This window comes from Streptomyces sp. NPDC053426 (assembly GCF_055585405.1).
In genome coordinates, this window is sequence record NZ_JBVJKE010000018.1 from 20663 (window position 1) to 35242 (window position 14580).

The 14580-nt window shown below is 73.2% G+C and carries 15 protein-coding genes; 6 read left to right on the plus strand and 9 right to left on the minus strand.

The window, feature by feature from the left end; genetic code table 11:
* Positions 1 to 164: 164 nt before the first annotated feature.
* Positions 165 to 896 carry a VIT1/CCC1 transporter family protein gene (locus ACZ62B_RS30680; protein ID WP_073936520.1) on the minus strand — a complete coding sequence of 244 codons (732 nt, stop codon included), beginning with the start codon at positions 894 to 896 and terminating at the stop codon, positions 165 to 167.
* A gap of 260 nt (positions 897 to 1156) precedes the next feature.
* Between ACZ62B_RS30680 and ACZ62B_RS30685 the strand changes: the two genes are divergently transcribed.
* From ACZ62B_RS30685 to ACZ62B_RS30710, 6 genes are read left to right on the plus strand one after another with little or no spacing between them, the layout of a single operon-like run.
* A complete protein-coding gene (locus ACZ62B_RS30685) occupies positions 1157 to 2248 on the plus strand; it encodes an ADP-ribosylglycohydrolase family protein (RefSeq protein WP_469692870.1) in 1092 nt (363 codons plus the stop codon).
* Positions 2245 to 3600: an ADP-ribosylglycohydrolase family protein gene (locus ACZ62B_RS30690; RefSeq protein WP_469692872.1), complete on the plus strand. Its 1356-nt coding sequence runs from the start codon at positions 2245 to 2247 to the stop codon at positions 3598 to 3600. The genes ACZ62B_RS30685 and ACZ62B_RS30690 overlap by 4 nt, the downstream gene beginning before the upstream one ends.
* Positions 3601 to 3607: 7 nt before the next feature.
* Positions 3608 to 4789, plus strand: coding sequence for an ADP-ribosylglycohydrolase family protein (locus ACZ62B_RS30695; RefSeq protein WP_469692874.1), 1182 nt, complete (start codon positions 3608 to 3610; stop codon positions 4787 to 4789).
* A complete protein-coding gene (locus ACZ62B_RS30700; protein ID WP_469692876.1) occupies positions 4777 to 6240 on the plus strand; it encodes an ADP-ribosylglycohydrolase family protein in 1464 nt (487 codons plus the stop codon). Before ACZ62B_RS30695 ends, ACZ62B_RS30700 begins: the two co-directional genes overlap by 13 nt.
* Positions 6237 to 7469: a CaiB/BaiF CoA transferase family protein gene (locus ACZ62B_RS30705; protein WP_344555860.1), complete on the plus strand. Its 1233-nt coding sequence runs from the start codon at positions 6237 to 6239 to the stop codon at positions 7467 to 7469. Before ACZ62B_RS30700 ends, ACZ62B_RS30705 begins: the two co-directional genes overlap by 4 nt.
* Positions 7466 to 8296 (plus strand): HpcH/HpaI aldolase/citrate lyase family protein, encoded by an 831-nt coding sequence (locus ACZ62B_RS30710; RefSeq protein WP_469692878.1) that lies wholly within the window; start codon positions 7466 to 7468, stop codon positions 8294 to 8296. The genes ACZ62B_RS30705 and ACZ62B_RS30710 overlap by 4 nt, the downstream gene beginning before the upstream one ends.
* Before the next feature lie 187 nt (positions 8297 to 8483).
* Here the strand turns inward: ACZ62B_RS30710 and lgt are convergent, their stop codons facing one another.
* The 8 genes from lgt to ACZ62B_RS30750 form a co-directional block, all read right to left on the minus strand.
* Positions 8484 to 9464, minus strand: coding sequence for a prolipoprotein diacylglyceryl transferase (gene lgt / locus ACZ62B_RS30715; RefSeq protein ID WP_468722978.1), 981 nt, complete (start codon positions 9462 to 9464; stop codon positions 8484 to 8486).
* 102 nt (positions 9465 to 9566) lie between these two features.
* Complete coding sequence (locus ACZ62B_RS30720) at positions 9567 to 10346, minus strand: DsbA family protein (RefSeq protein WP_344555867.1); 780 nt, start codon at positions 10344 to 10346, stop codon at positions 9567 to 9569.
* A gap of 97 nt (positions 10347 to 10443) precedes the next feature.
* Positions 10444 to 11259: a tryptophan synthase subunit alpha gene (gene trpA / locus ACZ62B_RS30725; RefSeq protein WP_344555869.1), complete on the minus strand. Its 816-nt coding sequence runs from the start codon at positions 11257 to 11259 to the stop codon at positions 10444 to 10446.
* Positions 11256 to 12539: a tryptophan synthase subunit beta gene (trpB, locus tag ACZ62B_RS30730; RefSeq protein ID WP_344555871.1), complete on the minus strand. Its 1284-nt coding sequence runs from the start codon at positions 12537 to 12539 to the stop codon at positions 11256 to 11258. The genes trpA and trpB overlap by 4 nt, the downstream gene beginning before the upstream one ends.
* Before the next feature lie 107 nt (positions 12540 to 12646).
* Entirely contained in the window at positions 12647 to 12820 is a 174-nt protein-coding gene (trpM, locus tag ACZ62B_RS30735; RefSeq protein ID WP_344555872.1) for a tryptophan biosynthesis modulator TrpM, read from the minus strand.
* Between the two features lie 22 nt (positions 12821 to 12842).
* On the minus strand, positions 12843 to 13652 hold the full coding sequence (gene trpC / locus ACZ62B_RS30740) for an indole-3-glycerol phosphate synthase TrpC (RefSeq protein WP_344555874.1): 810 nt from the start codon (positions 13650 to 13652) through the stop codon (positions 12843 to 12845).
* Positions 13653 to 13773: 121 nt separating this feature from the next.
* On the minus strand, positions 13774 to 14211 hold the full coding sequence (locus tag ACZ62B_RS30745) for a DUF2752 domain-containing protein (protein ID WP_469692881.1): 438 nt from the start codon (positions 14209 to 14211) through the stop codon (positions 13774 to 13776).
* 77 nt (positions 14212 to 14288) lie between these two features.
* On the minus strand, positions 14289 to 14516 hold the full coding sequence (locus ACZ62B_RS30750; RefSeq protein ID WP_344555879.1) for an HGxxPAAW family protein: 228 nt from the start codon (positions 14514 to 14516) through the stop codon (positions 14289 to 14291).
* Positions 14517 to 14580 lie beyond the last annotated feature (64 nt).

Consider the following 14580-nt stretch of genomic DNA (forward strand, 5'->3'; position numbering starts at 1 on the left):
ATGTCCGTCGGCCCGATGGCGGGAAAGGGCTCCTTCGCCCGCCCCGCGGGGCACGCCGCCGGCCTCTTTGCCCACAGCGCTTACGGCTCATGCCCAGTGGTCATGCGGCCGAAACCAGCGAGTTACGACTACTTATGCGGCCCAACGCATAAGTGCGAGTCGCATTATCCTACGGCCGTTCCGAACAGTGTGCCCAGGGCGTACGTCACACCGGCCGCCGCGCCACCGAGGGCGAGCTGCCGCAGACCGCTGTACCACCAGGTCCGCGCCGTCACCTTGGCCACCACCGCGCCGCACAGGAAGAGCCCGAGCAGCGCCAGCAGCACGGCGGGCCACAGGCTGCTCGCGCCGAGCAGGTACGGCAGCACGGGGAGCAGGGCGCCCAGCGCGAAGGAGCCGAAGCTGGACACGGCGGCGACGGTGGGCGAGGGCAGGTCGGAGGGGTCGATGCCGAGTTCCTCGCGGGCGTGGATCTCCAGCGCCTGCTCGGGGTCCCTGGAGAGCTGCCGGGCGACCTCGCGGGCCAGCTCGGGCTCGACGCCGCGGGCCTGGTAGAGCGCGGCGAGCTCGGCCTCCTCGTCCTTGGGGTGCTTGCGCAGCTCACGCCGCTCGACGTCGAGCTCGGCCTCGACCAGCTCGCGCTGGGAGGCGACGGAGGTGTACTCGCCGGCCGCCATGGAGAAGGCGCCGGCGGCCAGGCCGGCGAGGCCGGTGAGCACGACGGTCTGCTGACTGACCGCTCCTCCGGCGACACCGGTCATCAGGGCGAGGTTGGAGACCAGTCCGTCCATCGCGCCGAAGACCGCGGGGCGCAACCAGCCGCCGTTCACGTCCCGGTGCGTGTGGTTGTCGCGGTGCGCCTCGTGCAGCGTCGCCTCGGTCTCGATGATGGCCATGCCGGTGTCCCCCACAACTCTCCTTTGGACAAGTTCTATTCTTCGACAACACCCAACGTACGCCTCCTCATTCCTTCCCGCCAGCAAGGAAAGGCTGGGCTAACCTGCGGTTTTGCGGGTTTCGCTCGTTTGTGTAGATGGGCGCGCAGATGTCGACCGGGTGACGATGGGGCCGGTGAGGCTGCGCCGGGCACCGAGCCGGGGACAGATGCGCAAAGGGCTCCGCGCCTCTCGGGGCGCACCTGAGAGGAGAGCCGCGTATGGCATCGATCGCCCGCATCCCCTCTGTCCCGGCCGGCCCGGCTGTCCCGGCCGGCCCCGCTGTTCCGGCCGGCCCGGTGCCCCGGGACGTCCTCGGGCGCCGCGAGCGGGCGCGCGGCGCGCTGCTCGGGCTGGCCGTCGGTGACGCGCTGGGCGCCCCGGCCGAGAACATGAAGCCCTCCGAGATCCGCGCGCGGTGGGGCCGCATCACGGGATACGTGACGGAGCACCCGGCGGGCACGGACGACACCGAGTACGCGATCTTCTCGGGCCTGCTGCTGGCCCGGCACGGCTCCGCGCTCACCCCGGCGCATGTCGAGGCGGCCTGGCACGAGTGGATCGCGGACCGCGCGGAGGGCCCTTTCCGGGGCGCCGGCTTCAGCGAGCGCGGCACGCTGGAGAACCTGCGCCGGGGACTGGCGGCGCCGATCTCCGCCCAGCACCGGCACGCCTGGAGCGACGGGCTGGCGATGCGGGCGGCGCCCCACGGGGTGTTCGCGGCCGGCCGTCCCGACGAGGCGGCCCGGCTGGCGGCGATCGACGGCTCCGTCAGCCACGACGGCGAGGGCATCTACGGCGGCCAGGCGGTCGCGGCGGGCGTCGCGGCGGCGATGGCCGGGGCGCCGGTGGTCGCGGTCGTGGCCTCGGCCCTGGCGGTGGTCCCGGACGACTCCTGGACCGCCCGCTCACTGCGCCGCGCCGTGACCGCGGCCCACCTGGGCGAACGCGCGGTCCGCGCGGCGGTGGTGATCGGCGGCTACCCGTGGACGGACCTGGCCCCCGAGGCGGTCGCCCTCGCCTTCGGCGCGTACGCGGCGGCCGACGGCGACTTCGAACAGGCGGTGCTGACGGCCGTCAACATGGGCCGCGACGCGGACACCACGGCGGCGGTGGCCGGCGCCCTGGCGGGCGCGACCCGGGGCGCCGCGGCGATCCCGCCGGCCTGGTCGTCCGCCATCGCCCCGGCCCGCGGCACCTGCCTCCCGACCATGGCGGGCCACCACGTCCTGGACATCGCGGACCTGCTGGCGCCGGAGGCGCCCGACGCCTCGGCCCCGGCCCCGGCCGACAAGACGGAGGCGCCCACATGATCCCCCTCACCGAGACAACCCCCACAACCGCACCCGAGACCACCCCACAAACCCCACCCGCAGCCGCCGACGGCGAGAACACCCCACAGGGGCCACCCGCAGCCGACGACGAATGCCGCACGGGTGGTGCGGGTGGGAACATCCGGGCCGAAGGCGAAGCCGAGGCCGAAAGCCCCACCCAGCCGCCGCAGGCACAGGCACAGGCACAGCGCAAAACCGAGGCCGTCGAAGCCGCGCCGCAGGCGAGAATCGAGGGCCTCCTCCTCGGCCTCGCCGCAGGCGACGCCGCCGGCTGGCCCGCCGCCCGCCACCGGGCGGCGAGAATGCCCGAGTGGACAAGACGCCTCACCCGCGAACTGGACACCTTCGCCGAACAGAACGCGACGACCACCCTTCCCGTCCCCATCGCCCTCAACCAGCCCTCCGAACCCCTGCGCCTGGGCCCCTCCGACGACGCCGAATGGGCGGCCTTCGCCGCGGAAGCCGTCCTCCGCGCCGGAGACGACACCGCCTTCGGCGACCTGAGCCGAGAACGCCGCACCCGCGCGGCGATCGACCTGACCTGGAACACCGTCGCCGGTGAGATCGCCGCGGCAGCGGACCGCGCCCCCGAGACGGAGTCCGCCGTACTCCCCCTGCGCGCCCGCATCTCCGTCCGCGCCGGTCTCGGCAACCTCGCCACCGGCCTGCGCCCGCCCGCCACCGGCCACGACAACCCCCACTACTTCGACGACGCCGCCTGCGTACGCGCCTGCGTGCTGGCCGTGGCCCACCCCGGCGACCCGCGGGCCGCCGCCGACCTCGCGGAGTTCGACGCCCGCTACACCCAGGACGGCGACGGCGTGCACGGCGCCCGCGCCATGGCCGCCGCCGTCTCCCTGGCCCTCGCCGGCGCGGACCCGCACACCTGCGTGGCGGCGGCCTGCGCCGAACTGCCCGAGGACACGGAGATCGGCCGCAACGCCCGGTACGCCCTGAAGCTCGCGGCGCACTCCGACAGCGCCTTCGCCCTCGTACCCCCGCTGGAGCACCAGATCGTCGACCACGTCTACAGCTACGGCGTCGCCGCCGCCGAGACCGTCCCCGTCGCCCTCGCCCTCACCACCGCCGCCCACGGCCGGATCGCGGAGGCGGTCCCCGCTGCGGCCTGTCTGTCCCGGGTCGCGGACTCCGCCCCGGCGCTCGTCGGCGCCCTCACCGGCGCGCTGGGCGGCGGGGCCGCGATCCCGGGGACGTGGCGGGAGAGCTGCCGCACCCTCTCCGGCTGCGTACTCCCCCGGCTCACCGGCACGGACCTGGTGGAACTCGCCGGACTCCTGGAAGCCGCACAACCGGCCCCGACGGGAGGATGATTCGGGCATGACGCGTGAAAAGGCGGAAAAGAGTGACCAGGGTCTGCCCCTGGACGAGCGGATCACCGGCTCCCTCGTCGGAGCGGCCGTCGGCGACGCCCTCGGCGGGCCGGTCGAGGGGTACTCCCCCGAGCAGATCGTCGAGCGCCACGGCGGGCGCGTGCACGGCGTCGTCGGCCCGTGGAACGGCGACGCGTGGCGCACCGCCCGCCCCATCGCGCCGTACCACAAGGGCGACGGCCACGTCACCGACGACACCCTGATGACGCACGCACTGATCCGGGTGTACGCGACGGTCCGCGACCACCTGGACGCCTACGCCGTCGCCGACCACCTGATCCCGGACCTGATGACGAACCCGCGCTGGATCCCGGAACTGGAGGCGGAGGCGCTCCCGCTGCAGCGGATCTTCCTCGCCGAGAAGTGGCTCGTGGCCCGCCTGCACTACGGGCACGTCGACCCGCGCGAGGCCGGCGCCGGCAACATCGTCAACTGCGGCGCCGCGATGTACATGGCCCCGGTCGGCCTGGTCAACGCCGCCCACCCGGCCGCCGCCTACGCCGAGGCGCTGGATGTCGCGGGCGCGCACCAGTCGTCGTACGGCAGGGAGGCGGCCGGTGTCTTCGCGGCGGCCGTGGCGGCGGCGTGCGCGCCGGGCGCGACGGCGGACTCGGTGGTCGCCGCGTGTCTGGCGTCGGCGAAGGACGGCACCCGGGAGGCGATCGAGAAGGTCTGCGAAGTCGCCTCGCGGCACACGGACTTCGAATCGGCGCTGGGGCCGCTGCGGGAGGCGGTGACGCCGTACGACACGGTCGGCCCCGACTACCGCTCCCCCTCCCTGGGCGCCCGCCGCCCGTCCCGGCTGCACGCCATCGAGGAACTCCCGGTGGCGCTGGGCATGCTGGTGGTGGCCGGCGGCGACTTCCACCACGCGGTCCTCGGCGCGGTGAACTACGGCCGCGACTGCGACTCCATCGCCACGATGGCCGGCGCGGTGGCCGGCGCGCTCGGCTCACCGGTCCCCGAGGACTGGGCCAAGACGGTGGCGGAGGCCAGCCGCCTCGACCTGTGGGAACCGGCGGCCACCCTCACCGCCGTGACGCGCGAGGTCTTCGTACGCGACGTACAGCGCCGCCGCGCCCACGAGCGGGCGTTCGCGGACCTGGGGGGCGCCGGATGCTCCGACTGACCTGGGTCCAACCGGAGGACCTGATCGGCCACGAACTGCGCCAGGCGGCCCAGGACGGCCGAGAACCCTCGGCCGTCGCCGCCCGCTGGCAAGCGGCAGGCGGACCCGAAGCCCCGCCCCGCGCGGGCGCGTCCCCGAAACCGGCCTCCCCCTACCTCCGCCTCCTGGCCACCGACCTCCTGGACGAACTCGCCGACCTGCCCAGCGCATTGGCGGACGACGAACCGACCGACCTGACCAGAATCAAGTCCCTGTGCACCGACTGGCCCGCGATCCGCGGGCAGTCGTGCCTCCCCCCGTGCCTCAAAGGCCCGGGAGGCACCCCCAGGGGCGGCACGGATGGGCGCGACGGCACCCCGCGAGCGCCGGGCCGCGCGAACACCCCCCGCCCGGCACACACCGCCGCCCTGGAAGCCGCCTGGCTCGGCAGAGCAGCCGGCTGCCTCCTCGGCAAACCGGTGGAGAAACTCCCCCTCACCGGCATCCGCCAACTGGCCCAGGCAACCGGCAACTGGCCCCTCACCACCTACTTCACCGCCCACGGCGTCCCAGAGCCCCTGCTCACCCAGTACCCCTGGAACCGCCGCTCCGCGACGACCTCCCTCGCCGAGAACATCGACGGCATGCCCGAGGACGACGACCTCAACTACCCCCTCCTGAACCTCCTCGTCCTCCAGCGCCACACCCGCGCCTTCACCCCCACCGACGTAGCCCGCGTCTGGCTGGACGAACTCCCCGCCGGCCGCACCTTCACCGCCGAACGCGTCGCCTACCGCAACCTCCTCGGCGGCCTGGAACCCCCACTGACCGCCCGCCACCACAACCCCTTCCGCGAGTGGATCGGCGCCCTGATCCGCGCGGACGTGCACGGCTGGACCAACCCCGGCGACCCGGCCGCCGCCGCCGAGCAGGCCCACCGCGACGCCACCCTCACCCACACCGCCAACGGCGTCTACGCGGCGATGTTCACGGCGGCCGTCATCGCCACCGCCGCCACCGGCGACCACGACGTCCACGCCTGTCTGCGCACCGGCCTCACCGTCGTCCCGCCCCGCTCCCGCATCGCCCGAGCCGTGCGCCAGGCCGTTCGGCTGGCGCACGAGCACACCGACTTCGACACCGTCGTCGACGTCCTGCACGCCACCTACGCCGCCACCCACCACTGGGTGCACGCCGTCCCCAACACCGCCCTGATCGCCGCCGCCCTCACCCACGCCGACGGCGACTTCACCGGCTCCGTCTGCCGCGCGGTGTCCGGCGGCTGGGACACCGACTCCAACGGCGCGACGGCCGGCAGCGTCGCCGGCCTGCTCGCCGGTTCGCCCCGCGCCCTCCCCGAACGCTGGACGGCCCCGCTGAAGAACCGCCTGGCCACCTCCGTCGGCGACTTCCACGGCACCGGCTTCGACACCCTGGCCCGTCTGACCCACCTGGAGGCCACCCGCCCATGACGCCGTACGACGACCCCACGACCGCCCCCGTCCCCACCCCCACCGGCCCCCCGCTGACCGGCCTGCGCGTCCTGGACCTCGCCACCCTCTTCGCCGGCCCCCTCGCCGCGACCCTGCTCGGCGACTTCGGCGCGGAGGTCGTCAAGGTCGAGCACCCGAGGAAACCGGACCCCTCCCGCGGCCACGGCCCGTCGAAGGACGGCATCGGCCTGTGGTGGAAGATGCTCGGCCGCAACAAGCGCACCATCACCCTCGACCTGTCCAGGCCCGGCGGACAGGCCACCCTCCTGCGCCTCGCCGGGACCGCCGACGTGATCATCGAGAACTTCCGCCCCGGCACCCTGGAGAAGTGGGACCTGGGCTGGCCCGAGCTGTCCGCCGTCAACCCCCGGCTGATCCTGGTCCGGGTCACCGGCTTCGGCCAGTTCGGCCCGTACGCCCACCGACCGGGCTTCGGCACCCTCGCCGAGGCGATGAGCGGCTTCGCCGCGATCACCGGGGAGCCGGACGCTCCGCCCACCCTCCCCCCGTTCGGCCTGGCGGACTCCATCGCCGGCCTGACCACGGCGTACGCCGTCATGACCGCGCTCGCCGGCCGGGACCGCACGGGAGAGGGCCAGGTCGTCGACATGGCGCTGATCGAGCCGATCCTCACCGCGCTCGGCCCCCAGCCCACCTGGTACGACCAGCTCGGCCACGTCCAGCCCCGCACCGGCAACCGCTCCCAGAACAACGCCCCGCGCGGCACCTACCTCACCGCCGACGGCACCTGGGTCGCCGTCTCCACCTCGGCGCAGTCGATCGCCGAGCGCGTGATGGTGCTGGTGGGCCGTCCCGACCTGATCGACGAACCCTGGTTCGCCACCGGCGAGGACCGGGCCCGGCACGCGGACGTCCTGGACGAGGCGGTCGGCGGCTGGATCGCCCGGCACACCCGCACCGACGTGCTGGCGGCCTTCGAGAAGGCGGAGGCGGCGGTCGCCCCCGTCCAGGACGTACGGGACGTCATGGCGGACCCTCAGTACCAGGCGCTGAACACGATCACCACGGTCGACGACCCCGAGCTGGGCCCGCTGCGCATGCAGAACGTCCTCTTCCGGCTCTCCGGCACCCCGGGCGCGATCCGCTGGGCGGGCCGCCCGCACGGCGCGGACACCGAGGAGGTCCTGACCGAGCTGGGCCTCACACCCGACGACCTCGCGGAGCTCCGCGCGGAGGGCGTCCTGTGACGGGCTTCCCGCTGACCTGGCTGTACGTCCCCGGCGACCGGCCTCCGGTGGTGGCGAAGGCGCTCACCTCCGGCGCCGACGTGGTGGTGGTCGACCTGGAGGACGCGGTCGCCCCCGACCGCAAGGCCTACGCCCGCTCCGCCACCGCCGAGCTGCTGTGCGACCCCCAGCCGGTCCCGGTCCACGTCCGTGTCAACGCCCTGTCCGGCCCCTGGGCCCGCGCCGACCTCGCGGCCGTCGCGCACGCCCCCGGCCTGTCCGGCCTGCGCCTGCCCAAGGTGTCGTCCCCGGCAGACGTCGTACGCGTCGCCCGGCGCACCGTGTCCGCCCACGGTGGCGCACTGCCCCTGTACGCCCTCCTGGAGACGGCCCTCGGCATCGAACGCGCCCATGCCGTGGCCACCGCCCACCCGTCCCTGCGCGGTATCGCCATCGGGGAGGCGGACCTACGGGCCGACCTGGGCGTGCGCGACGACGCGGGCCTCGACTGGTCCCGCTCCCGGGTGGTCGTCGCCGCGCGTGCGGCGGGCCTCGCCCCGCCCGCCCAGTCCGTCCACCCCGACATCCGCGACCTGAACGACCTGGCCGCCTCCTGCGCCCACGGCCGCACCCTGGGCTTCCTGGGCCGCGCCGCGATCCACCCCCGCCAGCTGCCGGTCATCGAGCGCGCCTACCTCCCCACGGAGGAGGAGATCGAACAGGCGGAAACCATCCTCAAGGCGGCGGCCTCCGACCAGAGCGCCCAAGCCCTCCCCAACGGCACCTTCATCGACACGGCAGTGGTAAAAGCAGCCCAAAGAACCCTGTCCCTGACCACCAGACCCTGACCCACCCCCCGTGATCCGCGGGCAACCCCGCCGCCACCCCACCGTTTCCGCGGGCAATCGTGCCGCTGGGGCGGCACGGGTGGGCGCGACGGCACCCCGTAAACGCCGGGCTGCGCAACACCCCCCGCCCCACACACCGAGGGCGCCCGGAAAACCCCGGACGCCCTCGGTGTCGTACAGCGAACCGTCAGCTCTTCTTCGCCGACCCGGCCCCATCCTTGGAGTCCTCGGCCTCGGCCTCATCAGCCTCGGCCTCGGAGGCCTCCTCCTTCGCGGAAGGAGCGTCCTCCTCGCCCTTCTCCACGGCCTCGGCCCCATCAGCCTCACCCTCGGAGGCAGCCTCACCGCCGGAGGCCCCCGGCTCCACCACTTCCTCCCGCCCCGGCCGCTTCCGCACCGACAGCACGATGTACAGCACCGCCAGCAGGAACACCAGGACCGCCGTCCAGTTGTTCAGCCGCAGCCCGAGAACGTGATGCGCCTCGTCGACCCGCAGGTACTCGGTCCAGAACCGCCCCGCGCAGTACGCCGCGACGTACAGCGCGAACGCCCGCCCGTGCCCGAGCTTGAACCGCCGGTCGGCCCAGATCACCAGCAGCGCCACCCCGACGCACCACAGCGACTCGTACAGGAACGTCGGGTGGTACGTCCCCGCGACCCGGCCGTCGGAGGAGGACGTGATCTCCACCGCCCACGGCAGATCCGTGGGCCGCCCGTACAGCTCCTGGTTGAACCAGTTGCCCCAGCGTCCGATCGCCTGGGCGAAGGCGATGCCCGGCGCGATGGCGTCGGCGTAGGCGGGCAGCGGGATGCCACGGCGCCGGCAGCCGATCCACGCGCCCAGCGCGCCGAAGGCGATCGCGCCCCAGATGCCGAGGCCGCCCTCCCAGATCTTGAAGGCGTCCACCCAGTCACGGCCCTCGCTGAAGTACAGCTGGTAGTCCGTGATCACGTGGTAGAGCCGGCCGCCGATCAGGCCGAAGGGCACGGCCCAGACAGCGATGTCGGCCACCGTGCCGGCCCGCCCGCCCCGGGCGATCCAGCGCTTGTTGCCGAGCCAGACGGCAACGAAGACGCCGATGATGATGCAGAACGCGTAGCCGCGCAGCGGAACGGGGCCGAGGTACAGCACCCCGCTCGACGGGCTGGGAATGTAGGCAAGTTCCATGGCAGGGTCGACGCTACCGTGCCGGACCGGCCGCACGGCAAGCAGCCCGGCTACGGCTCCATAACAGGACCGTCGGATCGTCGGTCCGGGGCGTCACCGTCCCTACTGTCCCTTGTTGGCCTCCTCGACCATCCGCTTGAACTTCTCGGGGGTCATCGAGCGGTCCTGGTTGATGTTCTCGCCCTCGTACAACACCGTCGGCGTGCCGCTGAAGCCGCCCTTCTGGAACGCCTCGTGGGACTTGGCGACCCAGCTGTTGTGCGTGCCGTCCTCGACGCAGGCGCGGAAGGCGGGGGTGTCGAGTCCGTCGACCTTGCCGGCCAGCTCGATCAGCTTGCCGTCGTCGGCGAAGGCGTCGTCGCTCTCCGGCGGCTGGTTCTCGAACAGCACGTCGTGGTACGCGGCGAACTTCCCGGCGTCCTGGGCGCAGGCGGCGGCGTTGGCCGCGTTGCGGGAGCCGGTGCCGCCCAGGCCGTTGTCGATCAGTGTGACCAGGTGGTACTCCACCTTGAGCTGACCGGATTCGGTCAGCTCGTGGATGGTGGGGCTGTAGTTCTGCTCGAAGACCTTGCAGGCCGGGCAGCGGAAGTCCTCCCACACGGTGAGGGTGGCCTTGGCGCTCTCCTTGCCGACCGGGATGGCGAGGCCGTCCTTGCCCAGGGCCCCGGAGGGCGCCACGACGGGGCCGGACGCCTCGCTCTCGTCGTCCCCGCCCGAATTGGCGGCGATGACACCGATCACCGCCGCGAGCCCCAGGACACAGAGCACGCTCGCGCCCACGATCAGGCCACGGCGTCGCTTCTCCGCCTTCTTCTGCTTCTCGCGCTCGTCCGCCAGCCGCTCCCGGGCGGTGCGCTTTCCCTCACGGTTCTTCTCGCTCACACCCGCAGAACGAACCGGGGAGGCGCACAGCGCCTCCCCGGTCCCAGGACCACCCGTACGAGGGATCCGTATGACTGCCTGCGGACACCCCGGCCGGTCACACCTGCCGACGTACGCCCCTGGCCAGATCACCGGCGAGCGCGCGGACGGCCTCGACGCCGGCGGCGGCGTCGGGGGCGTCCAGCATCCGCTTGACGAAGGCCGAGCCGACGATCACGCCGTCGGCGAAGCGGGCGACCTCGGCGGCCTGGGCGGGGTTGGAGACGCCGAGTCCGACGCAGACCGGGGTGTCGGTGGTGGCGCGGGTGCGCCGCACCAGGTCCTCGGCCTGCGCGCCGACCGACTCACGGGTGCCGGTGACGCCCATCAGGGAGGCGGCGTAGACGAAGCCGCTGCCGACCGCGGTGATCTCGGCGAGCCGCTCGTCCTTGCTGCTGGGCGCGACCACGAAGACCGTGGCGAGCCCGTGCTTCTCCGCGTGCTCCCGCCACAGCGCCGACTCCTGGACCGGCAGGTCGGGCAGGATGCACCCGGCGCCGCCCGCCTCGGCCAGCTCGGCGGTGAACCGCTCGACGCCGTAGCGGTCGATGGGGTTCCAGTAGGTCATGACGAGGATCGGCTTGCCGGTGGCGGCGTGGGCCTCGCGGACCGTGCGCATCACGTCGGCGATCTTCACGCCGCCGCGCAGGGCGATGTCGTCGGCGGTCTGGATGACCGGGCCGTCGAGGACCGGGTCGCTGTGCGGCAGGCCCACCTCCACGACGTCGGCGCCGCCGTCCAGGGCGGCCTTGACGGCCTCGATGCCGCCGTCCACGGTCGGGAACCCGGCCGGGAGGTAGGCGATGAGGGCGGAGCGGCCCTCGGCCTTCGCCGCGGCGAGGGTGTCGTTCAGCAGTCGCACGTTCCCGCTCACTTGGCGTCCCCCTCGATCTCGGCGGTGCCCGCCTCGTCGGCGGCGACCTCGGCGTCGGTGTCGTACAGCCCGAAGTAGCGGGCGGCGGTGTCCATGTCCTTGTCGCCGCGCCCGGACAGGTTGACGACGATCAGCGCGTCCGGGCCCAGCTCCTCGCCGACCTCCAGGGCGCCGGCGAGGGCGTGGGCGCTCTCGATGGCCGGGATGATGCCCTCGGTGCGCGACAGCAGGCGCAGGGCCTGCATGGCGGCGTCGTCGGTCACCGCGCGGTACTCGCCGCGGCCGCTGTCCTTGAGGTAGGAGTGCTCGGGCCCGATGCCCGGGTAGTCCAGGCCGGCCGAGATCGAGTACGGCTCGGTGATCTGGCCCTCGTCGTCCTGGAGGACGTACGACCGGGAGCCGTGCAGGATGCCGGGCTCGCCCGCGCTCAGGGTGGCCGCGTGCTCGCCGGTCTCGATGCCGTGTCCGGCGGGCTCGCAGCCGATGAGGCGTACGCCGGTGTCCGGGATGAAGGCGTGGAAGAGGCCGATGGCGTTGGAGCCGCCGCCGACGCAGGCGATCGCGGCGTCGGGCAGGCGTCCGGCGCGCTCCAGGAGCTGGCGGCGGGCCTCGACGCCGATGACGCGGTGGAAGTCGCGCACCATCGCCGGGAAGGGGTGCGGGCCGGCGACCGTGCCGAAGAGGTAGTGGGTGCGGTCGACGTTGGCGACCCAGTCGCGGAACGCCTCGTTGATGGCGTCCTTCAGGGTGCGGCTGCCGGACTTCACGGCGATGACCTCGGCGCCGAGCATGCGCATCCGGGCCACGTTGAGGGCCTGGCGCCGCGTGTCGATCTCACCCATGTAGATCGTGCAGTCGAGGCCGAAGAGGGCGCAGGCGGTGGCGGTGGCCACGCCGTGCTGGCCCGCGCCGGTCTCGGCGATGACGCGGGTCTTGCCCATGCGCTTGGTGAGCAGGGCCTGACCGAGCACGTTGTTGATCTTGTGTGAGCCGGTGTGGTTCAGGTCCTCGCGCTTGAGGAAGATCCTTGCTCCGCCCGCGTGTTCGGCGAAACGGGGGACCTCGGTGAGCGCGCTCGGGCGGCCGGTGTAGTTGACCAGGAGGTCGTCGAGTTCCCGGGCGAACTCGGGGTCGTGCTTGGCCTTGTCGTACTCGACGGCGACCTCGTCGACCGCGGCGACGAGGGCCTCGGGGATGAACTTGCCGCCGAAGGCCCCGAAGTAGCCTTCGGGGTTGGGGGTCTGACCCTCCGGGTCGGGGATGAAGAAGTTGCTGGGCATACGGAAACCTCACGGTGAGTGCATGGAAGAACACTGTTCGCCGTGGGGGCGGGGATGCTTCGTCGACTGCGGGTCGTACGTGGCCGATCGCGCAGTTCCCCGCGCCCCTAGGTCGGCTGCTGCCATCGCATGCCGTTGACCTGCCCCGGCTCGTCACCGATCACATACCGCACCCGGCGGCCGTGCACCCTGCGGGCGGGCGCGCGGCAGCCGCGGGGGCGACAGCCGCGCGCGAGGCGCGCATACGGGTCCCTGGGCGTCAGGGTCAGCGGGAGGGTCATCGCGGCCAAGCCTACCGGTGGATCAACCGCGGCCGTGGCGCAATGCGGGGTGTTCGCCCGCCGCCACCAGGTCGGAGACGGCCGTCTTGGGGTCCTTGCCGGTGACCAGGGACTCGCCCACCAGGACGGCGTCGGCGCCGGCGTTGGCGTAGGCGATGAGGTCGTGCGGGCCGCGGACGCCGGACTCGGCGACCTTGACGATGTGCGCGGGGATCTCCGGGGCGACCCGCTCGAACGTGCCGCGGTCGACCTTCAGCGTCTTCAGGTTGCGCGCGTTGACGCCGATGACCTTGGCGCCCGCGTCGACCGCGCGCTCGACCTCGTCCTCGTCGTGCACCTCGACGAGCGGGGTGAGGCCGATGGACACGGCACGCTCGATCAGCGACTCCAGGGCCGGCTGGTCGAGGGCCGCGACGATCAGCAGGGCGAGGTCGGCGCCGTACGCGCGGGCCTCCCAGAGCTGGTACGACGTGACGATGAAGTCCTTGCGCAGGACGGGGACGTCCACGCGCGCGCGGACGGCCTCCAGGTCGGCCAGCGAGCCGCCGAAGCGGCGCTGTTCGGTGAGGACGGAGATGACGGCGGCGCCGCCCGCCTCGTAGTCGGCGGCGAGTCCCGCCGGGTCGGCGATCGCGGCCAGCGCGCCCTTGGACGGGCTGGAGCGCTTGACCTCGCAGATCACCTTGACGCCGTCACCGCGCAGGGCGGCCGCGCCGTCCTTGGCCGCGGGAGCCTTCGCCGCACGCTCCTTGAGCTCGTCGAGGCTGACGCGCGCCTGCCGCTCCGCGAGGTCGGCACGGACTCCGTCGATGATCTCGTCGAGCACACTCACGCGAGCGGCCCCCTTCCTGACGGTCGGTCTTTCAGTGGTCACTGCGATGGTATCCGCAGCGGGGCGGATGCCTCGCATCCAGGTTGACGCCGGTCTCTCCACCTGGACTTTCACTTGTCGATCAAGGATGCAGCCAGCCACCGAACGGCAGGTTCCGGACAACCGTGAACACCAGGAGCAGTGCTCCCAGGGACCACAGGAGCAGCGGCGGCGGATCGATCCGCAGCGGCGGTCCGCCGCGCGCCGCGCGGACCACCCAGACGGTCCACAGCACGGCGCAGACGGCGTAGCCGAGGACGGCGGGCGCGTTGGCCTGGAGGGCGGCCGGGAGGTCGCCGTGGACGACGGCGTGCGCGCTGCGCAGTCCGCCGCAGCCGGGGCAGTACAGGCCGGTGAGGCGCAGCAGCGGGCAGGCGGGGTAGTGGCCGGGCTCGTTGGGGTCCACGGCCCCGACGTAGGCGAAGGCCCCGGCGACGGCGGCGAGCAGCCCCACGGAGACGGCCAGTCGGGCCGCTCTGCCGGGGGGCTCTTGGGAGGTGGGGGCGTTCACGCTGTGCATTGTGCCCCGGACACGGCTCAGGGGCGGTTCCGGCGTCGTGCCGGGCCCGCCCCCCGTGCGGAGTCGCTCCGCCGTGCTCAGCCCTCGGCGCGGGCCGGTACGGCGTGGTTGCTCTTCGGCTGGCCCATGCCCATCGAGCGCATGATCATGCCGACGACTCCGCCGAGGATCACGATGGCCATGCCGGCCCAGAAGCCCGCGGGCTGGTCCATCACCATGAACGCGCCCGCGACGCAGAAACCGATGAAGGCGATGATGACACCGGTCCAGGCGGCCGGGGTGTGACCGTGGCTGCTGCCCGCCATTGCTTGCTCCTCGTTGCTGTGTACGTGTCTGAGCAGACGCTCGCCCTCATTGTCCCGCACGCGC

Coding starts and splice junctions, on each gene's coding strand:
- ACZ62B_RS30680 (WP_073936520.1), bottom strand. CDS start 896: ATGGCCATCATCGAGACCGAGGCGACGCTGCACGAGGCGCACCGCGAC.
- ACZ62B_RS30685 (WP_469692870.1), top strand. CDS start 1,157: ATGGCATCGATCGCCCGCATCCCCTCTGTCCCGGCCGGCCCGGCTGTC.
- ACZ62B_RS30690 (WP_469692872.1), top strand. CDS start 2,245: ATGATCCCCCTCACCGAGACAACCCCCACAACCGCACCCGAGACCACC.
- ACZ62B_RS30695 (WP_469692874.1), top strand. CDS start 3,608: ATGACGCGTGAAAAGGCGGAAAAGAGTGACCAGGGTCTGCCCCTGGAC.
- ACZ62B_RS30700 (WP_469692876.1), top strand. CDS start 4,777: ATGCTCCGACTGACCTGGGTCCAACCGGAGGACCTGATCGGCCACGAA.
- ACZ62B_RS30705 (WP_344555860.1), top strand. CDS start 6,237: ATGACGCCGTACGACGACCCCACGACCGCCCCCGTCCCCACCCCCACC.
- lgt (WP_468722978.1), bottom strand. CDS start 9,464: ATGGAACTTGCCTACATTCCCAGCCCGTCGAGCGGGGTGCTGTACCTC.
- trpB (WP_344555871.1), bottom strand. CDS start 12,539: ATGCCCAGCAACTTCTTCATCCCCGACCCGGAGGGTCAGACCCCCAAC.
- trpM (WP_344555872.1), bottom strand. CDS start 12,820: ATGACCCTCCCGCTGACCCTGACGCCCAGGGACCCGTATGCGCGCCTC.
- ACZ62B_RS30745 (WP_469692881.1), bottom strand. CDS start 14,211: ATGCACAGCGTGAACGCCCCCACCTCCCAAGAGCCCCCCGGCAGAGCG.
- ACZ62B_RS30750 (WP_344555879.1), bottom strand. CDS start 14,516: ATGGCGGGCAGCAGCCACGGTCACACCCCGGCCGCCTGGACCGGTGTC.